Origin of the sequence: Nocardia anocheti, assembly GCF_029675105.1 — a bacterium.
Lineage (GTDB): Bacteria > Actinomycetota > Actinomycetes > Mycobacteriales > Mycobacteriaceae > Nocardia.
The window spans coordinates 318,868-339,284 of sequence record NZ_JAQQFV010000008.1 but is presented as its reverse complement, the minus strand read 5'-3'; the positions used below and the strand labels follow the sequence as shown (position 1 = coordinate 339,284).

The 20,417-nt window shown below is 67.9% G+C and carries 25 protein-coding genes and 1 tRNA gene; 19 read left to right on the top strand and 7 right to left on the bottom strand.

What is annotated here, in order from left to right; all coding sequences use genetic code 11:
• Genes QC180_RS22680 through QC180_RS22645 form a run of 8 tightly spaced genes read left to right on the top strand, consistent with a single transcriptional unit; the run spans nucleotide 1 to nucleotide 8,458 of the window.
• Nucleotides 1-1,200 carry an MCE family protein gene (locus QC180_RS22680; protein ID WP_278264804.1) on the top strand — a complete coding sequence of 400 codons (1,200 nt, stop codon included), beginning with the start codon at nucleotides 1-3 and terminating at the stop codon, nucleotides 1,198-1,200.
• A complete protein-coding gene (locus tag QC180_RS22675; RefSeq protein WP_278264803.1) occupies nucleotides 1,197-2,225 on the top strand; it encodes an MCE family protein in 1,029 nt (342 codons plus the stop codon). Before QC180_RS22680 ends, QC180_RS22675 begins: the two co-directional genes overlap by 4 nt.
• Nucleotides 2,218-3,285, top strand: a complete 1,068-nt coding sequence (locus tag QC180_RS22670) for an MCE family protein (RefSeq protein ID WP_278264802.1) — start codon at nucleotides 2,218-2,220, stop codon at nucleotides 3,283-3,285. Before QC180_RS22675 ends, QC180_RS22670 begins: the two co-directional genes overlap by 8 nt.
• Entirely contained in the window at nucleotides 3,282-4,544 is a 1,263-nt protein-coding gene (locus QC180_RS22665) for an MCE family protein (protein ID WP_278264801.1), read from the top strand. The genes QC180_RS22670 and QC180_RS22665 overlap by 4 nt, the downstream gene beginning before the upstream one ends.
• Nucleotides 4,541-5,761: an MCE family protein gene (locus tag QC180_RS22660; RefSeq protein WP_278264800.1), complete on the top strand. Its 1,221-nt coding sequence runs from the start codon at nucleotides 4,541-4,543 to the stop codon at nucleotides 5,759-5,761. Before QC180_RS22665 ends, QC180_RS22660 begins: the two co-directional genes overlap by 4 nt.
• A complete protein-coding gene (locus QC180_RS22655) occupies nucleotides 5,758-7,161 on the top strand; it encodes an MCE family protein (protein WP_278264799.1) in 1,404 nt (467 codons plus the stop codon). The genes QC180_RS22660 and QC180_RS22655 overlap by 4 nt, the downstream gene beginning before the upstream one ends.
• The gene (locus tag QC180_RS22650; protein ID WP_278264798.1) at nucleotides 7,158-7,976 is read left to right on the top strand and encodes a hypothetical protein; all 819 of its coding nucleotides are present in this window, start codon (nucleotides 7,158-7,160) and stop codon (nucleotides 7,974-7,976) included. The genes QC180_RS22655 and QC180_RS22650 overlap by 4 nt, the downstream gene beginning before the upstream one ends.
• Nucleotides 7,973-8,458, top strand: coding sequence for a h domain protein (locus tag QC180_RS22645; protein ID WP_278264797.1), 486 nt, complete (start codon nucleotides 7,973-7,975; stop codon nucleotides 8,456-8,458). Before QC180_RS22650 ends, QC180_RS22645 begins: the two co-directional genes overlap by 4 nt.
• A gap of 42 nt (nucleotides 8,459-8,500) precedes the next feature.
• Here the strand turns inward: QC180_RS22645 and QC180_RS22640 are convergent, their stop codons facing one another.
• The 4 genes from QC180_RS22640 to QC180_RS22625 all read right to left on the bottom strand — a co-directional run bounded on the left by QC180_RS22640 (nucleotide 8,501) and on the right by QC180_RS22625 (nucleotide 12,476).
• Complete coding sequence (locus QC180_RS22640) at nucleotides 8,501-9,883, bottom strand: sensor histidine kinase (RefSeq protein ID WP_278264873.1); 1,383 nt, start codon at nucleotides 9,881-9,883, stop codon at nucleotides 8,501-8,503.
• Nucleotides 9,884-9,939: 56 nt separating this feature from the next.
• Nucleotides 9,940-10,647 (bottom strand): response regulator transcription factor, encoded by a 708-nt coding sequence (locus QC180_RS22635; protein WP_278264796.1) that lies wholly within the window; start codon nucleotides 10,645-10,647, stop codon nucleotides 9,940-9,942.
• 66 nt (nucleotides 10,648-10,713) lie between these two features.
• A complete protein-coding gene (locus QC180_RS22630; protein WP_474646517.1) occupies nucleotides 10,714-12,246 on the bottom strand; it encodes an alpha,alpha-trehalose-phosphate synthase (UDP-forming) in 1,533 nt (510 codons plus the stop codon).
• A gap of 71 nt (nucleotides 12,247-12,317) precedes the next feature.
• A complete protein-coding gene (locus QC180_RS22625) occupies nucleotides 12,318-12,476 on the bottom strand; it encodes a hypothetical protein (protein WP_278264795.1) in 159 nt (52 codons plus the stop codon).
• 172 nt (nucleotides 12,477-12,648) lie between these two features.
• On the opposite strand from QC180_RS22625, the gene QC180_RS22620 reads away from it, so the two are divergent.
• From QC180_RS22620 to QC180_RS22590, 7 genes are all read left to right on the top strand, one after another.
• The gene (locus QC180_RS22620; RefSeq protein ID WP_278264794.1) at nucleotides 12,649-13,482 is read left to right on the top strand and encodes an alpha/beta fold hydrolase; all 834 of its coding nucleotides are present in this window, start codon (nucleotides 12,649-12,651) and stop codon (nucleotides 13,480-13,482) included.
• Nucleotides 13,483-13,622: 140 nt separating this feature from the next.
• The gene (locus tag QC180_RS22615; RefSeq protein WP_022565839.1) at nucleotides 13,623-13,859 is read left to right on the top strand and encodes an MbtH family protein; all 237 of its coding nucleotides are present in this window, start codon (nucleotides 13,623-13,625) and stop codon (nucleotides 13,857-13,859) included.
• A gap of 130 nt (nucleotides 13,860-13,989) precedes the next feature.
• Nucleotides 13,990-14,061: transfer RNA gene (locus QC180_RS22610), tRNA-Thr, on the top strand.
• A gap of 95 nt (nucleotides 14,062-14,156) precedes the next feature.
• Entirely contained in the window at nucleotides 14,157-14,483 is a 327-nt protein-coding gene (locus QC180_RS22605) for a hypothetical protein (RefSeq protein ID WP_278264793.1), read from the top strand.
• On the top strand, nucleotides 14,480-14,902 hold the full coding sequence (locus tag QC180_RS22600) for a MerR family transcriptional regulator (protein ID WP_278264792.1): 423 nt from the start codon (nucleotides 14,480-14,482) through the stop codon (nucleotides 14,900-14,902). Before QC180_RS22605 ends, QC180_RS22600 begins: the two co-directional genes overlap by 4 nt.
• A 74-nt stretch (nucleotides 14,903-14,976) precedes the next feature.
• Complete coding sequence (locus tag QC180_RS22595; protein WP_278264791.1) at nucleotides 14,977-15,417, top strand: HIT domain-containing protein; 441 nt, start codon at nucleotides 14,977-14,979, stop codon at nucleotides 15,415-15,417.
• Between the two features lie 40 nt (nucleotides 15,418-15,457).
• A complete protein-coding gene (locus QC180_RS22590) occupies nucleotides 15,458-16,045 on the top strand; it encodes a GNAT family N-acetyltransferase (protein WP_278264790.1) in 588 nt (195 codons plus the stop codon).
• Here QC180_RS22590 and QC180_RS22585 read toward each other — a convergent pair.
• Nucleotides 16,034-16,615 carry a TetR/AcrR family transcriptional regulator gene (locus QC180_RS22585; protein ID WP_278264789.1) on the bottom strand — a complete coding sequence of 194 codons (582 nt, stop codon included), beginning with the start codon at nucleotides 16,613-16,615 and terminating at the stop codon, nucleotides 16,034-16,036. The two genes, QC180_RS22590 and QC180_RS22585, sit on opposite strands and share 12 nt — an antisense overlap.
• Before the next feature lie 96 nt (nucleotides 16,616-16,711).
• Between QC180_RS22585 and QC180_RS22580 the strand changes: the two genes are divergently transcribed.
• Complete coding sequence (locus QC180_RS22580) at nucleotides 16,712-17,179, top strand: DUF4383 domain-containing protein (RefSeq protein WP_278264788.1); 468 nt, start codon at nucleotides 16,712-16,714, stop codon at nucleotides 17,177-17,179.
• Here the strand turns inward: QC180_RS22580 and QC180_RS22575 are convergent.
• Both QC180_RS22575 and QC180_RS22570 read right to left on the bottom strand, forming a co-directional pair.
• Complete coding sequence (locus tag QC180_RS22575; protein ID WP_278264787.1) at nucleotides 17,154-17,480, bottom strand: hypothetical protein; 327 nt, start codon at nucleotides 17,478-17,480, stop codon at nucleotides 17,154-17,156. The two genes, QC180_RS22580 and QC180_RS22575, sit on opposite strands and share 26 nt — an antisense overlap.
• 19 nt (nucleotides 17,481-17,499) lie before the next feature.
• Entirely contained in the window at nucleotides 17,500-17,817 is a 318-nt protein-coding gene (locus QC180_RS22570; RefSeq protein ID WP_278264786.1) for a MerR family transcriptional regulator, read from the bottom strand.
• Between QC180_RS22570 and acpM the strand changes: the two genes are divergently transcribed.
• The 3 genes from acpM (at nucleotide 17,816) to QC180_RS22555 (ending at nucleotide 20,290) form a co-directional block, all read left to right on the top strand.
• Nucleotides 17,816-18,121, top strand: a complete 306-nt coding sequence (gene acpM, locus QC180_RS22565; RefSeq protein ID WP_278264785.1) for a meromycolate extension acyl carrier protein AcpM — start codon at nucleotides 17,816-17,818, stop codon at nucleotides 18,119-18,121. The two genes, QC180_RS22570 and acpM, sit on opposite strands and share 2 nt — an antisense overlap.
• Complete coding sequence (locus tag QC180_RS22560; protein WP_278264784.1) at nucleotides 18,118-18,561, top strand: SRPBCC family protein; 444 nt, start codon at nucleotides 18,118-18,120, stop codon at nucleotides 18,559-18,561. The genes acpM and QC180_RS22560 overlap by 4 nt, the downstream gene beginning before the upstream one ends.
• Before the next feature lie 469 nt (nucleotides 18,562-19,030).
• The gene (locus QC180_RS22555; protein ID WP_278264783.1) at nucleotides 19,031-20,290 is read left to right on the top strand and encodes an ATP-binding protein; all 1,260 of its coding nucleotides are present in this window, start codon (nucleotides 19,031-19,033) and stop codon (nucleotides 20,288-20,290) included.
• Nucleotides 20,291-20,417: the final 127 nt, after the last annotated feature.

Here is a 20,417-nt window from a genome sequence, read left to right as displayed (position 1 = left end):
ATGAACACCTCACGGATCGTTGCCGCACTGCAGGGCGGGCTCGGGCGCAAGCTCGCCGCGCTCGCACTGGTCGGCCTGCTCGCCGCGGGCGCGGCCCTCGCGCTCGCGCTGTTCCAGGGCGCCTTCACCAACACCGCCACCGTCCTGATCGACACGCCCCGCACGGGCCTGGTCCTGGACCCCGACGCCAAGGTGAAGGTGCGCGGCGTCGAGATCGGCCGCGTCGCCGAGATCTCCCTGCGCGACGACGGCGCCCAACTGCGCCTCGAGGTCGACCCCGACCAGCTGAAGCTGGTGCCCGCCAATGCCGGTGTCGACATCCGCTCGACCACGGTCTTCGGCGCCAAATACGTGAACTTCATCGTCCCGGAGCAGCCCGCCAAGACCTCGCTCGCGCCCGGCACCACCGTCGCGGCCAGTTCGGTGACGGTCGAGTTCAACACGCTGTTCCAGCACCTGTCCGATGTGCTCGCCCAGGTCGAGCCGGAGAAGCTCAACGCGACGCTGACCGCGCTCGGCACCGCGCTCGAGGGACGTGGCGACAAGATGGGTGATCTGCTGGTGCGCTCGGATCACTATCTGCGCGAACTGAATCCGTATCTGCCGACGTTGCAGTCGGATCTGGACAAGACCGCGGCGGTGACGGGGCTGTACGCCGAGGTGACCGATCCGCTGCTGCGCACCGTCGACAACGCGACGGTCACCTCGCAGACCATCGCCGAGATGCAGGGTCAGCTCGACAATGTGCTGGTGAACGTGATCGGCCTGTCCGACACCGTCGGCTCGGTGCTGCGGGAGAACGAGAACGATCTGGTGACCGCGCTGGACCTGCTGCGCCCGACGACCGCGCTGCTGTTCGACTACGCGCCCGCACTGGGCTGCATCATCGACGGTCTCGGCCCGCTGATGCCGATCGCCGAGGAGATGATGGGCGGGCGACTGCCGGGTGTCGGCATGAACGCCAGCTTCATGCTCGGTGCCAAGCCGTACTCCTACCCCGACGACCTGCCGAAGGTGAACGCCACCGGCGGCCCGCACTGCGAGGGTGTCGTCGATCGGGTGCCGAACAGCCATTCGAACTACGTGGTGACCGACACCAACCAGGGCGCGCCGTACACGCCGAACACCTCGCATGAATTCAACGGTCTACCAAGGGTTTTCCAGCTCCTGCTGGACGGAATGCCGGGAGTGACGCGGTGAGGAACACGGGGACGACCATCAAGCTGGGGATCTTCACCGTGGTGATGACGCTGGTGTTCGCCGGTCTGGCGATCGTGCTGAGTCAGGCGCGCTTCTCCCGCGAGACCGGGTACCAGGCGGTGTTCACCAGTTCCTCGGGCATGCTGCCCGGCGCGAAGGTGCGCATCGCCGGGGTGCCGGTGGGGTCGGTGAGTTCGGTGAAGGTCGGCGACGACAATCGCGCGCACGTCGAGTTCGATGTCGACAGCAAGTACGCCGTGCTGGCCAGCACCCGCGCCGCGATCAAGTACGAGAATCTCGTCGGCGACCGCTACCTGGAGTTGCTGGAGGGCCCCGGTTCGGCCCGGCGCCTGTCCGACGGTGACACCATCGGCGTCGAGCAGACCTCGCCCGCCCTCGATCTGGATCTGCTGCTCGGCGGCTTCAAACCGCTGCTGCGCGGGCTCGACCCGGACCAGGTCAACGACCTCACCGGGGCGCTGCTGCAGATCTTCCAGGGCCAGGGCGGCACGCTGGTCTCGCTGCTCAACAGCGGCGGCGATTTCGCCAAGACACTGTCGGACCGCGACGCCCTGATCGGCAGCGTGATCGACAACCTGAACACCGTGCTGGCCACCATCGACGACCGGGGCGACCAGTTCGCCACCACCATCGACGAATTGCAGCGCCTGGTCAGCGACCTGTCCGCCCAGCGCGACCCGATCGGCGCCGCGATTCCGCGCATCGCCGGTGCGACCCAGGAACTCAACGACCTGCTGGTCACCGCGCGCCCGGATCTGCGCAACACCATCGAGCAGACCGGCCGCCTGGCCACCAACCTCGACGACGGCTCCGACCATCTCGAATGGGTCCTCGGCAAACTCCCCGAGACCTACAAGAAACTCATCCGGATCGGCGCCTACGGCTCGTTCCTGCAGTTGTACATCTGCGGTACCAACATCCTGGTCAGCGGCCCCGATGGTCAGCCGATGGAAGTGCACATGCCGGGTCTGCAGGCGACCGGAAGGTGCACGCCCAATGAATGAGAACAAATCCTCGGCGGCGACCATCGGCGTGGTCGGCATCGTCATGGCCGTGACGATCTCGCTGGCCACTCTGCAGTTCACCGAGCTGCCGTTCATCCGCTCCGGCGCGACCTTCACCGCGAACTTCGTCGACGCGGGCGGGTTGGTGCCTGGCGACCCGGTGCACGTGGCCGGTGTGCGCTCGGGCGAGGTGCGCCAGGTCTCCCTCGACGGGGACAAGGTGCTGGTGAAGTTCGACCTCGACGAGTCGATCGTGCTCGGCGAGAAGACGACCGCCGCGATCAAGACCAACACGGTGCTCGGGCGCAAGTCGCTGGACGTGGTGCCCGCCGGGCCCGGTGCCATCGGCACCCAGGACACCATCCCGGTCGAGCGCACCACCTCGCCGTACTCGCTCAACGAGGCGCTCAGCGATCTCGGCGGGACCGTGCGCGACCTGGATCTGGACCAGGTGGACCAGACCCTCGACACGCTCTCGGCCGCCTTCGCCGACACCCCGGGCCCGCTGCGCAACGCCCTCGACGGTGTCACCGCGCTCTCGCGCAGTATCAACACCCGCGACCAGGCGCTCACCGATCTGCTGGCCAGGGCGCAGAACGTCACCAAGATCCTGGCCGACCGCAGCACCCAGCTCAACACGCTGCTGCTCGACGGCAACGAACTGCTCGGCGAACTCGACCGGCGCCGCGCCGCGATCAACCAGCTCGTCGTCTACGTCGACGACGTGGCCAAGCAGCTCTCCGGCCTGGTCGCCGACAACGAACCACAGATGCGGCCGGTGCTGGACCGGCTCAATTCGGTGCTCGCCCTGCTCCAGCGCAACAAGCAGAACCTCACCGACGCCCTCGACGGACTCGGCCCCTATGCCGCCGCGCTCGGTGAGCAGGTCGGCAACGGTCCCTGGTTCAACGCCTACGTGGTGAACGCGACCAGTACCGAGCTGCGTCCGCTCGTCGACGCGCTGGTCTGGCCGGAACAGGTGCCCCAGGACCTGATCGACATCTTCACCAACCCGAGGACGCCCTACATCGCTCCCGCCGAGGAGGATCCGCCGCGATGAGCTTCACCCAGCAGGTGCGCGGACTGCCGCGCTGGACGATCGCGGTGGCCGTGGTGGTGATCGTGGCGCTGGTCGCGCTCGGTGTCTACCTCGCCACCGGCGGCGGCAAGAACACCGTGACCGCCGCGTTCACCTCGACGACCGGCCTCTACCAGGGCGACGAGGTGCGTGTCCTCGGTGTCACCGTCGGCAGCATCGACTCCATCGAGCCGGGGCAGGGCCAGGTGAAGGTGCGCATGAGCATCGACAGCGCGGTCGACCTGCCCGCCGACGCGCGGGCGGTGATCATCGCGCCGTCGCTGGTCTCGGCCCGGTTCGTGCAACTCGCCCCCGCCTACTCCGGCGGCCCGAAACTGGCCGACGGCGCGCAGATTCCGCTCGAGCGCACCGCGGTGCCGGTCGAGTGGGACGAGATCAAGGCCGAACTGACCAAACTCTCCACCGCGCTCGGCCCGGTCGGGGACGACGAGAAGGGCTCCTTCGGCCGCTTCGTCGACACCGCCGCCGACAACCTCGACGGCAACGGCCAGAGGTTCCGCGACACCCTGCGTGAACTCTCGGCCACGGTCACCACGCTCTCCGACGGCCGTACCGACCTGTTCGGCACCATCCGCAACCTGCAGCATTTCGTCGAGGTGCTCTCGGCGAGCAACGAGCAGATCGTGCAGTTCAGTGGGCGGTTGGCATCGGTGTCCTCGGTGCTGGCCGGTGCGTCGGAAGAACTCGGCAACGGCCTGGACAGTCTGGACGTGGCGTTGGCCGATGTGAAGCGGTTCCTCGACGGGTCCGGAGGTGAACTGACCGAGGGCGTCGAGCGGCTCGCCGATGTCACCCAGACGCTGGTGGACAAGCGGCCCGAGATCGAACGCGTGCTGCACTCCGGCCCGACCGCGATGGTGAACTTCTACCAGCTCTACAAGCCCGCCCAGGGCTCGCTCACCGGCGCGGTCGCGCTGAACAACACGGCCAACCCGCTGAGCTTCCTGTGCGGTTCCATCCGGGCGCTCGAGAACAACAACTCGGACCGGTCCGCGGATCTGTGCGCGGAGTTCCTGGCACCGGTGATCAGTTCGTTGGCGATGAACTACGTGCCGATCATGACCAACCCGGCCAGCGGTGTCACGGCATTCCCCGAGCAGTTGCAGTACAGCCCGCCCAGCCTGGCCGGGCAGGTCCCGCAGAACCAGGCGCCCGCCGCGGCTCCGATCACCGTGCCCGAAGGTCTTGCCGGGCTTGCCGTTCCAGGAGGACAGCGATGAGGCGCGCATTCGCCGGGCTCGCCCTCGGCGTCGCCGTGACGCTGGGAACCACCGGCTGTCAGTTCGACGGACTGAACTCCCTGCCCATGCCCGGCTCCGAAGGGCGCGGCCCAGGTTCGTACACCGTGCGGATCCAGATGCCCAATGTCACCACCCTGACCCGGAATTCGCCGGTGCGGGTGGACGACGTCGAGGTCGGCAATGTCACCGGGATCGAGGTCGAGGGCTGGCACGCGCTGGTGACGGTCTCGCTCAATCCCGAGGTCCATCTGCCCGCCAACGCGGTCGCCAAGATCGGCCAGACCAGTCTGCTGGGCAGCAACCACCTCGAGCTGTCCGCGCCGACCACGGTCGAGCCGGTGGGGCAGTTGCGCGGCGGGGACGTCATCCCGCTCGATCGGGCCGGGGCCTACCCCACCACCGAGCAGGTCCTGTCGTCGCTGTCGGTGGTGCTCAACGGCGGCGGGATCGCCCAGCTCGAGACCATCACCACGGAACTGAACGCGATGCTCGGTGGCCGCGAGGACGAGATCGCTGACCTGCTCCCGCAACTCAACGAACTCACCACCGGCCTGCAACGCCAGACCGGAAGCATCATCGCCGCGATGGAGGGCCTGGACCAGCTCGCGGGCAAGCTCGCCGGGCAGAAGGACGTGATCGCCCAGGCGATCGAGCAGATCCATCCGGCCCTGACCGCGCTGGCCGATCGGTCGGCCACCATCACCAACGCGATCACCGCCCTGGGCGAGCTCGGTGACGTCAGCGAGCGGCTCATCAAGACCAGCGGTGACGATCTGGTCGCCAACCTGCGCAGTCTCGGTCCGGTGCTGAAGACCCTGGCCGACACGGGCAACAACCTGATCCAGGCGATGGGCATCCTGCCCACCTTCCCGTTCCCGATCAAGAACATCGACAACGCCATCATGGGCGACTACATGAACCTGTTCATCACCTTCGACCTGACCGCCAGCCGCCTCGACAGCAACTGGCTCACGGGTACGCCGCTCGGCGGGCGCTTCGGCGGTGTCGAGGGCGTGGTCGGTTCGTTCGCGCCGTCGACCGCGACCGACGCGGGTGATCCGGCCACCGCGCCCTTCGCGGCACCGCCCGCCCCGGCACCCACGCTGAATGTGCCCGGGATCGGACCGATTCCCGGTCTGCCCGCCATTCCCGGTATCACCGCGCCGCTGCCCGGCCAGGAAGGGGCGGGTCGATGAAACTCACCCGGTTCGTGCGAGTTCAGCTCGCGATCTTCGCGGTGCTTACCGTGGTCGGTCTGGTCGTGATGAGCGGCAGCTACCTGCAGGTGCCCGCCATGTTCGGTATCGGCCGGTACGCGGTCACCGTGCAGTTGGCCGCGACCGGTGGGCTCTATCCCACCGCCAATGTGTCCTATCGCGGACAGAACATCGGCAAGGTCGAGGCGGTGCGGCTCACGCCCGTCGGTGTCGAGGCGGACCTGTCGATCGACAGCGACTACAAGGTGCCCGCCGATTCGAGCGCGTGGGTGCGCAGCGTGTCGGCGATCGGCGAACAGTACGTCGACCTGGTGCCCAGCGAGCAACCCTCCGACAGCCACCTGCGCGACGGCTCGGTGATCCCCGAACAGCGCACCCACCTGCCCCAGGACGTCGGCGCGATGCTCGACCAGGCCGACAAGCTGCTGGCCACCGTCGCCGACACCCGCCTCAAGCAGGTCATCGACGAGGCCTTCCACGCCTTCAACGGCGCCGGGCCCGACCTGCAACGATTCATCGACTCCGCGGCGCTGCTGATCCAGCAGGCCGAAGACGACATCGAGCCGACCAAGAAGCTGCTCGACCAGATAGGCCCGCTGCTCGATACCCAGACCCGCTCGGCCGACGACATCCGTTCCTGGACAGCGGATCTGGCTACCGTCACCGATCAACTCCGCGAACACGACCCCACCTTGCGAAATCTGTTGAACAACAGCCCTTCCGCGATGGAAACCGTGAACGAGCAGTTCCAGGACCTGCGTCCGACGCTGCCGATTCTGGCCCGCAACCTGGTGAGCCTCGGCCAGGTCGGCGTGACGTATCACGCCAGCGTGGAACAGCTGCTGGTCGTTTTCCCGCCGCTGATCGCCGCGCTGCGCACGGCCATTCGCGGTCCGATCCAGTACGGCGTCATGGTCGACTTCATGACCGTGCTCAACGACCCGCCCGCCTGCACCACCGGCTTCCTGCCCGCCGACCAGTGGCGTCAGCCCAGCGAGCTGACACCGATGGACACCCCGCCGGGGCTGTACTGCAAGGTGCCACAGGATTCGAACATCGCCGTGCGCGGCATCCGTAACACGCCCTGTATGGAGGTTCCCGGTGTCCGGGCCCCCACTCCGGAACTGTGCCGCACGGGGTTCGTGCCGGAGGGCAACAACCCGCCGTTCGGGCCGGTCCAGCCGGTCGCTCCGGCCTCCGCACCGGCAGGCGCATCGACGGGTGGTGTGACCCCCGCCGCAGCGCGCCCCTATGATCCGTCAACGGGCACCTATCTGGGAACAGACGGGCGCACGTACCGCCAAGGCGACATCGCCACCGACGGCTCGGGCACCGTACCGGCCAGCTGGCAGGCGATGTTGGAGGAGCAGCAACGATGAACGACAACGACAACCGCCGCCCCCGCAGGCGGGCCGCGCGCTCGGCCGGACCACCGGTCGAGGAGGCGGTGGCCGCCACGGTCACCATCGGTAAGAGCGAAACCGCATCACCGACCGAGGTGGTCGACACCGTCGAGGTCGCGTCGACAGCGGTGGTCGACAACACCGACAAGCCCGCCGACGCTCCGGCGACGACCCAGGGCGCCACGGCGAAGATCGCCGCGGTCTCGGTGCCGCCCGCCGCCGAGACGGTGCGACTCACCAAGCTCGCCGATTCCGACTCCGCCGACACCGAGATCGTTCCGGCATCCGACAGCGCCGCTTTCTCCGACTCGACCGGCCGCGTCATGGCCTTGGCCGCCGCTGTCGTGCTCGTGCTGGCCCTGGTCGTCGGCGCCGGTTTCGCCGCTGTCAAGGCCTACTCGCTGAGCACCGACGAGGATCTGCGCGCCCAGTACACCGAGACCGCCCGCCAGGCCGTGCTCAACCTGACCACCATCCGCGCCGGGTCGGCCAAGGAGGACATCGACCGCATCCTCTCGGTGGCCTCCGGCGACTTCAAGACCGAGTTCGACGGTCGCGTCGACCCGTTCCTGGACATCGTCAAGCAGGCCAATGTGGTCTCCACCGGCGAGGTCGTGGAATCGGGCATCGTCACCGCGGACGGCGAATCGGCGCAGGTGCTCGTGGCCGCCAAGCAGACGGTGAGCAACAACGGCTCGCCCGAGCCGCAGTCGCGTCAGTACCGGTTTCGGATCACCGTCTCGAACGCCGATACCGGAATGACCGTCTCGAAGGTGGAGTTCGTCGGATGAGCCTGCGTGTGAAGATCGTCTTCGGTGCTCTCGCTGCCCTCGGCTTGATCGCCGCGGTCGTGCTCGGGGCGAGCGGCTATCGGCTCTGGCAGCACGACCGGACCGAGCAGGCTCGGACCGACGCGATGACCACGGCCAGCCGCACGGTCAGCGCGATGTTCACCTACGAGCCAGCGACCGTCGACACCGAGCTGCCCAAGGCGGCCGACGGCCTGACCGAGTCCTTCCGCAGCGACTACCTGAAGCTGATCACCGAAGCCATCGCGCCGGGCGCCAAGGAGAAGCAGCTCACCGTCAAAGCCACCACCCAGGCCGAGGGCGTGGTCTCCGCCGACCCCGAGCACGCCGTGGTGCTGCTCTACCTGAACCAGCTCACCACCAGCAAGGACACCCCCGACGGCACCACCTCGGGCAGTCGCGTGCGGGTCTCGCTGGACAAGTCCGGTGACCGCTGGCTGGTCGCCCAGGTCACCCCGGTCTGACGGCGGGCGCAGGCGTCCGCCGGTTCTCTCGTCGCCGGGAGGTCAGGTGGTCTGCCCGCCACGCGGGAACAGCACCACGAAGGTCGCGCCGCCGCCCGGCGTCTGCTCGACCCGCACGGTGCCCCCGTGTGCGGCCACCAACGCGGCCACGATGGACAGGCCCAGGCCGGTGCCGCCGCTGGTGCGGGTGCGGGAGGCGTCGGTGCGGTAGAAGCGTTCGAAGATCCGGGCGGCGTCCTCGGGGGCCAGGCCGGGGCCGGTGTCGGCCACCTCGAGTCGCACCTCGTCCGCAGCCGGGGTCAGGCGGACGGTGATCGTGGTGCGGTCGGGGGTGTGTGTCCTGGCGTTGCCGAGCAGGTTCGTCAGGATCTGGCGCAGGCGGTGTTCGTCGCCCAGGATCTCCAGGGTGCCGGTGCCCTCGGCGATGTCGAGGGTGATCGGTCGGTGCCCGCCCTCGGCGGCTTCCACGGCACGCGCGCTGTGCACCGCGTCTCCGGCGAGGGCGAGCAGGTCGACCGGACGCAGGTCGACGGGGCGTTGCGCGTCCAGGCGGGCGAGCATGAGCAGGTCCTCCACCAGCAGGCCCATTCGCTGGGCCTCGTGTTCGATGCGGTTCATGAAGGTGGCCGGGTCGCCGGTCGCGCCCTGGCGGTAGAGCTCGGCGAAGCCGCGGATGGTGGTCAGCGGGGTGCGCAGTTCGTGGCTCGCGTCGGCGACGAATCGGCGCATGCGCGACTCGGATTCGCGTGCGGCGGCCTCGGATGCCTCGGTCGCGGCGAAAGCCTGTTGGATCTGGGTGAGCATGCTGTTGAGCGAGCGGGAGAGTCGGTCGACCTCGGTATCGTTGTTGCGCACGGGAACCCGGCGATGCAATTCGCCCTCGGCGATGGCGGCCGCGGTCGCCTCGACGCGTCGCAACGGGCGCAGGCTGCCGCGCACCACGAAGTAGGCGGCCACGGCCAGCGCGGTGAGCACCAGCGCGCCCACGATCAGTTGCACGACGACGAGATCGCGCACGGTGTCGATGTTCTCGGTGAGCGGCAGCGCGACCGTGGCCTGGGCGGTGCGGCCACGCACGGTCAGTACCCGCCACTGCTCGGTGGAATCGCCGGTCGAGCCCACGGTCACCGGTTTCGTCACCGGGGGATCGGGCAGGTCGGGTTCGGCGTCGGTGCCGAAGACATGGCTCAGCACCAATGTCTTGGAGCCGTCCAGTTTTTCGGCGCTCAGGTAGTACCGGCTCGGTGGCTGACCGGTGGAGTTCTGCGGGGGCGTCGGCGGTGCGGGGGCGCTCATGCGGCGCTCCCATTCGATCGCCGCGTCGGCCAGTTGCTGGTCGGTGCGGTTGCGCAGGGAGTTCTCCGTCGCGGTGGTGACGACGAAACCCGAAGCCACCAAACCGAATCCGGCCAGCACCACCAGCATCAGCACCAGCGTCACCCGCAGCGGAATCGCCGAGAGGCGGGCGCGCAGCCCGGTATTCACTTCTCCCGCATCACATAGCCGACCCCGCGCAGGGTGTGGATCAGGCGCTGCTCGCCGGTGTCGACCTTCTTGCGCAGATACGACACATAGGTCTCCACCACGCCCACCTCGCCGCCGAAGTCGTAGCGCCACACGTGATCCAGGATGCGCGGCTTGCTCAGCACGCTGCCCGCGTTGACCATGAAATAGCGCAGCAGCGTGAACTCGGTGGGGGACAGGGCCACCGGCTCGCCCGCTTTCCACACCTCGTGGGTGTCATCGTCGAGTTCGATGTCGGCGAAGCGCAGCCGGGTGCTGGCCTGCTCGGGTTTCGTCTGGCCCGCGCGGCGCAGGATCACTCGCAGCCGCGCGACCACCTCCTCGAGGCTGAACGGCTTGGTGACGTAGTCGTCGGCGCCCAGGGTCAGCCCGGTGATCTTGTCGTCCACGTCGTCGCGCGCGGTCAGGAACAGCACCGGCGCGTCGACGCCGTCGCTACGCAGCCTGCGCAACAGGCCGAAGCCGTCCATGCCGGGCATCATCACGTCCACGATCAGTGCCTGCGGACGGAAGGTGCGCGCCCGGTCCAGCGCCTCGGCGCCGTCGGCGGCCGTGGCCACCTCGAAGCCCTGGAACCGCAGACTCACCGACAGCAGTTCCACGATCATCGGTTCGTCGTCGACGACGAGCACCCGGGCCTCGGGCACCTGCGGCACACCAGTCATGGCTTCATGCTCCACCACCACGCTGGGAAGTGGCTGGACCGACGCTGTGAGGTCGCTGTGTGCCGCTCAGTTGCGCGAGTCGGGATACACGTCCTCGTCGCTGAGCAGCGCGGCACCGGCCACATTGCCCTGCGACAGCGCGTCGAGGAAGGCCCGTGCCCAGCGCTCGACATCATGGGTGAGCACCTGGCGGCGCATCGAGCGCATCCGACGGCGGCGGGTGTCGCGCTCGTCGTCGAGGGCGCCGATGATGGCGTCCTTCACGCTGTCGAGGTCGTGCGGATTGCACAGGTAGGACTGGCGCAGCTCGGCCGCCGCGCCGGTGAACTCGCTGAGCACCAGCGCGCCGTTGAGGTCGCTGTGGCAGGCCACGTATTCCTTGGCCACCAGGTTCATGCCGTCGCGCAGCGGGGTCACCAGCATGACGTCGGCGGCGACGAAGAACGCGATGAGCTCGTCGCGGGGGATCGGCCGGTGCAGGTAGTGCACCACCGGGTAGCCGACCCGGGCGAACTCGCCGTTGATCCGGCCCACCTGGCGTTCGATGTCACCGCGCATCTTGATGTAGCTCTGCACGCGCTCGCGGCTGGGCGTGGCCAACTGGACCATCACCGTGTCGGCCGGATCGACCCGGCCCTCCTCCAGCAGCTCCTGCAGCGCGTTGAGCCGGATGTCGATGCCCTTGGTGTAGTCGAGCCGGTCGACGCCGAGCATGATGTTCTTCGGATTGCCCAGCTCGGCGCGGATCTTGGCGGCCCGCTCGCGCACCGAACGCCGACGTGACAGTTCGTCCAGATCGGCGGAGTCGATGGAGATCGGGAACGCGCCCACCCGCACCGTCCGGAAACCGACCTGCACCACACCCAGCTTGGACCGCACACCCACATTGCCGCGCGAAGTGGGCTGACCGGCCAGTCTGCGGGCCAGATAGAGGAAGTTCTGCGCGCCGCCGGGCAGATGGAAACCGATCAGATCCGCGCCGAGCAGCCCCTCGATGATCTCGGTGCGCCACGGCATCTGCATGAACAGCTCGACCGGCGGGAACGGGATGTGCAGGAAGAAACCGATGGTCAGATCGGGGCGCAGCATCCGCAGCATCTTGGGCACCAGCTGCAACTGGTAGTCCTGCACCCAGACCGTGGCCCCCTCGGCGGCCACCTTCGCCGTCTCCTCGGCGAACCGGCGGTTGACCTCCACATAGGCCGCCCACCAGGCCCGATCGTAGACCGGGCGGACGATCACGTCGTGATACAGCGGCCACAGCGTGCCGTTGGAGAACCCCTCGTAGTAGTCCTCGACCTCCTGCGCCGACAGCGGCACCGGATGCAGTTCCAGCCCGTCCTCGATGATCGGCTCGACCTCGACGTCAGGCACCCCCGCCCAGCCGACCCAGGCCCCCTTGTTGCTGCGCAAGACCGGCTCCAGCGCGGTCACCAGGCCGCCGGGGCTGCGCTTCCACCTGGTCGTCCCGTCGGGCAGGCGCTCGAGGTCGACCGGCAGCCGGTTGGCGACGACCACGAATCCCGAACCCGACCCGCTCGGGGCGGGCGCGACGGATTCGCTGTTCTCGGACGGACGGTTGTTGGACTGGTCGTCGATCATCTTGTCCACTCACGCATCCTTTGCGCGTCGCAGGGTCCCGCTTTGAGGTTGTGGTCGCCGGGATCGGGTCAGCTGGGGCCGATGCCGAGCATCGACAGCAGCATGCGGCACTCGTCGGCGTCGTCGGCGTATGCCGCGACGACGCGCTGCGCTTGGCGAGCGGTCTCGTCGGCCAGCGGCTCGAGCTCGTCGTCGGCGATGTCGTTGGCGCTGCTCTTCGCGGCCATAATGGTTCGTCCTCCCGGTTTCCAAACGCCTTCGCGTGCGAGTAGTCAATACTATCGGGCGCGCGTGGACGGCCGATGAACTCCCGGCCCGATCACCCCGCCCCGGTGCCGTGTCGTCGTTGTCCCGTTACCGTGGTGCCGGACAGCTCAACTCCCCAGAGAGGTTTGTTTCATGCCACTGGCCACGGTGAACGGCGTCGCACTGAACTATCAGGTCAAGGGCGACCGTACCAAGGGCACCGATGTCGCAGGTGGTGGTCCGCTGGTGGTGTTGATCATGGGCACCGGTTCGCCCGGTCGGGTGTGGGAACTGCACCAGGTGCCCGCGCTGGTCGCCGCCGGGTATCGCGTGTGCACCTTCGACAACCGTGGCATCGCGCCCTCCTACGAGGGCGGCGCCGGAATCCGCATCGAGGAGCTGGTCGCCGACACCGCCGCGCTTATCGAACTGCTCGGCGAGGGTCCCGCCCTGGTCGCGGGCACCTCGATGGGCGCGCGGGTGGCCCAGGAACTGGCCCTGGCCCGTCCCGACCTGGTCCGCAAGGCCGTGTTCATGGCCGGACACGGCCGCCTCGACCAGTTCCAGAAGACCCTCTCGGCCGGTGAGCAGGACCTCGACGCCGCCGGTGTGCAGCTGCCCGCCAAGTTCGAGGCCGCCCTCACCGCGGTGATGAACCTGTCGCCCGCGACCATGGCCGACACCAACGCCGCCCGCGACTGGCTGGACCTGTTCGAGTTCACCGGCGGTCCCGCCACCCCCGGAATCCGGGCGCAGCGGGCCATGGACCACGAGTTCGACCGGGTGGCCGCCTACCGCGCGATCACGGTGCCGTGCTTGGCAATCGGCTTCGCCGATGACAGGATGATCCCGCCGTACCTGTCGCGCGAGGTGGCCGAGGCCATCCCCGGCGCCAGGTACCAGGAGATCCCCGACACGGGGCACTACGGCTACCTGGAGCGGCCCGAGGCGGTCAACAAGATCCTCCTCGACTTCTTCGCGGGCTGAGCCCGGCGGCCGGGCGGAAACGGACACTGCCCGAGGTAACCGCCCAGACGTAACGTCTCCCTTGCTAGGGTCGACACAACGCCCGGGGGTTCGCACCCGGTGCGATCCCGTACACAGCGCCAGTATCCAGTGAGGTGAAATTGAGCACCAACCCCTTCGACGACGAGGACGGCCGCTTCTTCGTTCTGGTCAACGATGAAGAGCAGCACTCCCTGTGGCCCGCGTTCGCGGAGGTCCCGGCGGGTTGGCGTGTCGTGTTCGGCGAAGAGAGCCGGGCCGCGTGCGTCGAGTACGTCGAGAAGAACTGGACCGATATGCGTCCCAAGAGCCTGCGCGACGCGATGGCCGCCGACGATGCGGCCCGCGCCCAGTCCTGAGCAGTAGCTTTTCCGATACTGCGCCGGGACCGCACTTGCCGAGCGCGTCGGCCGCGTGGCACTACCGATGCCCGCGGCCGCCGCGCCCGGTTATGATGGTCGCTGCCCTCCGGGGCCCCAGTTGGAACCCGCCTCCTTAGCTCAGTGGTAGAGCACCGCTCTTGTAAAGCGAAGGTCGTCAGTTCAATCCTGACAGGGGGCTCTTCACCCCGAAGCCGCTGAACTGTGTCCGCAGTTCAGCGGCTTCGGGTGTTTTCGGTTGCAACCGGTACCCGGGTACAGGCTTACCGTGGATGTATGAGGATTTCACCAGGTCAGGGTGACTGGGTGCCCGAAGCTTGCACGCTGCCGACCGTGGCGCGGCCGGTCCGGGTCGCCGAGTTCGATCAGTTGTTCGCGGCCGCGCTCCTCGGATCGCGCCGCCCGAGCCCCACGCGGCTCGAGCTGGTGCTCGACCCAGGTGCCGAGGCGAGAGCGCGTGACCTCGCGACGCGCGAGACCAGCTGCTGCTCGTTCTTCGCCTTCGATTTCGCGCAGGCCAGGGAAGGTCTGGTCATGGGTGTCGGCGTCCCGTCGTCATCGGTCGACGTGCTCGACGCCTTCGCCGCGCGAGCACCGCGATGACCGGCCTGTGCACCGGTGAACTCGCGGCCGCGGCCGGGGTGAACATCCAGACGCTGCGCTACTACGAACGTCGCGGCCTGCTCGCCGAACCCCGCCGCACCCTCGGCGGCCACCGCCTCTATCCCGCGGACACGGTGACGACCCTGCGCGTCATCAAGGCCGCCCAGCGCCTCGGCTTCACCCTCGACGAGGTCTCCGACCTGCTCACATCCCACCGTCCGGCAGCGGGACTCCGTACTCGCGTGACCACCAAGCTGGCCGAAGTCGACGCCGGACTGGCCGAACTCACCGCCCTGCGCGACAGTCTCCACGCCACCCTCACCAGCGGCTGCGAAGACCTCCTGACCTGCAGCGACTCCCCGAACTGTCCGGTCCCGTTCGATCCGCCCTCGAGTACCGGCAAGGATCGCCCCTGCTGAATCGAGCGCCCGATCGCGCTGGGGCCGCCTGGTCGGACTCCGGCCCCTCGACACATGCATTAGCGTCGCACCGCGTGAGCAGTCCCTGCCCCATCTGCGACAAACATCGTGGCCTCGGTCCCCTCGTCGGACCGGTGATCTTCGCCGATGACCTCGTGGCCGTCACCCACCGTCCGCTGGACCAGCGCGCCCCCGTCCCGGGCTACCTGTTCGTCGAGACCATCCGGCACGCCCCCACCCTCGCCGACCTCACCGACGACGAGGCCGCGGCCGTCGGCTGGGCGGCCCGGCGGGCGGCGGCCGCGCTGCGTGCCGAACTCGCGCCGGAGTTCGTCTTCTCCGCGATCACGGGCCGCAGCGTCGACCATTTCCATCAGCACGTGCTCGCCCGCCCGACGGGAACCCCGCCCGACACGCACTGGTTCGATGTGGACTCCTGGTCCGACGGCCCCCGCGTCGACGAACCGCGCCTGGCCGAGCTGGTCGCCCGCCTGTCCCGGCACTTCCACCGTTAATTGCCTTGCCGCCGGGCATGGTTGCTGCTGGCATATCCCGATGGCCCACTTCCCGCACGACGTGCCCGTCCGCACTGACGGCGTGGTCACCCTCCGCGCCCACCGACCGTCAGACCTCGACGCCATGGTCGAACAATGCCGCGACCCCGACATGCTGCGCTACACCACCGTCCCGGCCCACTACACCCGCGCCGACGCCGAGGACTTCCTGCGGCGCACCGCCCAGTTCTGGGAATCGGACGAGCCGACCGCGCTCCGCACCTGGGCGATCAGCACGGACGACCTCGCCTTCTGTGGGTCCGTCGACTACCGCCCGGACGGCGCGGGCACCGCGTCCCTCGGCTTCGGCCTGCATCCCGCCGCCCGTGGCGCGGGCCTGATGTCCCGCGCGGTCGCCCTGGTGCTCGACCACGCTTTCGCCGAGGGCGTCGAGACCATGTACTGGCGCGCGGTCGTCGGCAACTGGGCCAGCCGTAAAACGATCTGGCACCAGGGTTTCCGCTTCGACGGCATCGCCCGCCGGGTCATCGTCCAACGCGGCGAGTCGACGGACGGCTGGACCGCCTCACTGCGCCGCGACGACCCACGTCAGCCCTGCGAACCCTGGTCGCTCACCTCACCCTCCTGACGACGGCCGGACCGCGTGCAGGAGGGGTTCCATGGCGTCGGCGATCCGGCTGAGCGGGGCGGTGCTGGATTCGGCGCGACACAGGACGAGGGCGCCCTCGATCGCGGCGATGAACAGGGTGGCCGTCGTGGTGGCGGTGGGGTCGGGGGTGCCGTCGCGGAGCAGGCAGTCGCGGAAGGCGTGTTGCCAGCGGGCGAAGGCCCTGCTCGTCATCTCGTGCAGGGTCTCGTCGCCGGGGTCGGCGCCGATGGTCACCGCGGCGACGGGACAGCCCGGCGGGTATTCGCCGCTGCCCATCACCGCTTCGAGCCCGCCGGTGATCGCCCGCATCGCCGCGACGGGTTCGTGTGCGCCGCAACAGGCTTCGATGTAGGCGCCGACCAGGTTGTCGGTGGCCGTGACGACTTCCTCGGCGACTTCGGTCTTCCCGCGTGGGAAGTGGTGGTAGATCACGCCGCGGTGCGCGCCCGCCTTCGTGGCGATCTGGCGGATGCCGGTCGCGCCGTAACCGCGGCTGCGGAACAGCAGTGCGGCGTGCTCGATCATCTGCTTGCGGGTCTCCTTGGCCACCCGACCTCCTAGTTGACTAAGTCGATCGGCTTAGAGCATACTCCGGCCACGGCTAAGTCGATCGACTTAGCTTGGGAACGGTCGGAGGAGGCCCCTATGTCATTCGCTCGTTTCCGGGCGGCCGCGCTGCGTTATGTCTCGGCGGTTCTGGATTCGCCGCTGCAATTCGCCGTCTTCCTCTTCGGCGTGTGGTTCACGCTGAACGGCGTGATCGCCTTCGGCGTCTATCCCGATATGGCCTTCGGCCACAGCATGCACGCGTGCACCATCCAATTCCTGGGCTTCATTCCCGTCACCGTGAACGGCTGGCACGCGCTGTTCCACCTGGTCACCGGCCTTCTCGGGCTGGTACTCGCGCCCGCCCGCACCCGCGCGACGCGCTATCTGCTCGCGAACGGCCCGTTCTATCTGCTGATCGCGCTGCTCGGATTCGTCGGCGGCGACAATGTGCTGCGCGTGATGGCGGTGGACACTTTCGGCAGTGTCGTCCACGCCATCGAGGGCGCGGTGATGGTGATCCTCGGCGCGACGGCGGTGATCAGGGGGCGGTCAGCGCGCCGTTGATCCACTGGAGCGCACGTCCGACCGTGATCCGCGATCCGAGCAATTGTGTTGTCAGTGACCAATATCGGTGCACGCGCGGGTCTCCGTCGTCGGTGATCCGTCGACGGAATTCCGGTGAATCCGCGAAGCCACGGGCATCGGCGTGCGCGGCGGCGAATCGGTCGAGTTCACTTCCGCGACAAGGGCGCGCCTCTTCGGTGATCCGGGCCACCACGTCGTCCATGATGTCGCCGATGTCGACGTAGAGCCCGCGTGGATCGCGAACGAGGTCCGGTCGCGCCCGCCACACATGCCGTTTCATCGCGGCCGGGAGCGTGGAATCACCGGTGAGAGCGATCAATTCGGCATAGGCGACGACGTCTTCGACGGAGGGATCGAGCGGCGGCTCGGGGGACGTTCCAGCTGACGTACCTGTCGATCTCGTGCTCCGGAATAGGGGCGAGGATCCGCCGCCAGCAGCGCACGAGGTGGTCGCCCGCGCTGCGGCGTGATTCCAGGATTCCCTCGTCGCAGTAGAACCGGATCGTGCGCACGGAAAGCCCAGTGCGCCGGGCCAGCTCACCGATGGTTATATCTGTGTTGTCCGTCACAATTCCTTGCACCTCCACCCCGGTGGAGCTTCTAGCGTACTGACCCATGGCAACTACAGAGGAACAGATCGTCGCGGGCATCGCTGAGATCGTCGAGGAAGTGACGGGTATCGAAGCCGACGAGGTGACGGTCGAGAAGTCCTTCATCGAGGACCTCGACATCGACTCGCTGTCGCTGGTGGAGATCGCCGTGCAACTCGAGGACAAATACAGCGTGAAGATCCCCGACGAGGACCTGTCGGCATTGCGCACTGTCGGTGACGCGGTCGTCTACGTGCAGAAGATGGAAGCCGAACAGCCTCGACTCGCCGCCGAGATGGAGGCGAAATACCGGGAAGGACACGACAATTGATCGCTGACGCACAGTTGAACCCCGCCGCGATCGAACTCGGCGGCTTCTTCCCCCAGCCACCGGAGACTGTCTGGCGCGCATTGACCGACCCCGACCTGCTGGCGCGCTGGCTTTTCCGCCCGATCGGTTTCGTCGCCACCGTCGGCGCCCGCTTCCACTTCACGATTCCGGAGGAGCCCAGCCAGGAGATCCACTGCGAAGTCTTGGCCGTGCGCCCGCTCCACCAGCTCACCTACACCTGGCGCTACCTTCGCACCGACCACCCGGAGCGCTGGACCGTCGACTGGGTGCTACTCCCACAAGGCCATGGGACCCGCCTGCTCCTCACCCAAACCGGCTTCGACATCACCAACCGCAGACAGAAGATGCTGCGCAACGCGATGGAGCGAGGCTGGAAGCGTTCGCTGCTGCCACGGTTGGGTGGGGTCATCCACCACTGAGCGGCGCTGCCCGTGACCGGCGTTCACGGGCAGCGGGTGCTCACGCTCGGCGCACCCAGGGGTGCCGGTGTCGTAACCCCCTGCCCCGGACTCCCGATCGCCATGCCCCGATAGACCCTCTCGGCCAACACTTCTGGCCGCGCGTCGGAATCGACGCGTGGCTGGGTTGGACCGTGTCGAAGGTGTGCACTCCCGGGCCGACACGGTGCGTACGTGCGAGGCGTACGACGCTCGGGAGCGTCACGGCTCCTGACGTCAGGGCGAGGGCTCGGCCGGAGAAGGCGCCGAGGCGTTGCAGGGTAGGAGCAGGATTCGCGGATGGTGCCAACGCGAGGACCCTTCGGTGACCGCCGCCTGCACGGCCGGTGCGTAGCAAGTGCGGCAATTCGACCACCACTAGAGCGGCAGATCAACCAGTAGGATAGCGGCAGATCAACCACGTCGGCAGCTCTCTATCTCGGAGGCGTAGATGCAGACCCTGCTCGGACCAGCACTTCCGCGGCATGCCGAAGCTGTCGTCAGCGCGGCATTGGCCGATACACGCGTGGTCCTGGTCAACGGTGCGAGGCAATGTGGAAAGAGCACGCTCGTGCGGTTGGTCGCCAAGGACAGAGACGTCGAGTGGCGCGATCTCGACACCGCCCTGACCCGCCAGGCGGCGCTGACCGACCCGGACGGTTTCGTCGATGTCGCGGAGCCCATGGTCATCGACGAAATCCAGCGCGCCCCCGAGTTGTTGTTGTCGATCAAAGCGCGGGTCGATGCCGATCCCCGACCCGGCAGATACCTGCTGACAGGGTCGGCGCGAGTACTGGGGCTACGGTCGTTGCCCGACACCCTGGTCGGACGGCTCGAGACCGTCGAGCTGTGGCCGTTCTCGCAAGGCGAGATCGATGGCACGCCGGATCGATTCGTCGACGTGGTCTTCGCGCTCGGGGCGGAGTTCCGCCACGAATCCACCGTCGAGCGCGGTGAGTACATCGGCCGTCTCGTCCGGGGCGGATTTCCGGAGGCAATCGCGCGAACCGCCGACCGCCGACGGCGCGTCTTCTTCAACTCCTACGTGAACGATCTGATCACCCGCGATGTCCAGCAGATCTCCGAGATCGAGCGGACCGCCGAGATGCGTGCACTTCTGCAGATGCTCGCCGCACGATCGGGTCAGTTGTTGTCTGCTGCCACGCTGAGCAACGAGCTCGGAATCGGTGCGTCGACAGTGAAGCGCTACCTGGCGCTGCTCGAGGAGGTCTACCTCATCAAGCGGATCCCGGCTTGGTCCCGGAATATCAGCAGTCGTGCGACGAGCACGCCCAAACTCGCCTTCGTCGATTCCGGCGTCGCGGCACACCAGATCGGCGCAGACGCACGGAGTTTGCAACGGCCATCGGGACAGCTCGGCGGTCTCCTCGAGGGCTTCGTCCTGATGGAGATCGCCCGGCAGCTGAGCTGGTCGGACGAAGAGGTCGAATTGTTCCACTACCGCACCCGCGACCAGATCGAAGTCGACGCCGTGCTGGAGAACCGCAGAGGCGAAGTGGTGGGCATCGAAGTCAAAGCCGCGTCCACGGTCTCAGCGGGCGATTTCCGCGGGCTGAAACATCTGTCCGACCGGCTCGGCGACGACTTCCGCGTCGGCATCGTGCTGCACACCGGCAAACAGACGTTTTCCTTCGGTCCGAAAATGCTCGCCGTGCCGGTCAGTGCGCTGTGGCAAACCCCGGCACCGTGAAGCCGTTAGATTGCGATAGTGGAATTCACCAAGTTCAGGTCGGCGATGCCTCCGAGTGATGCCCTCATCGGGCCTTTAGACCATAGCTGAGTTCTGTTGTCCTGCAGCGTGACTGCGTGTCGCGCCG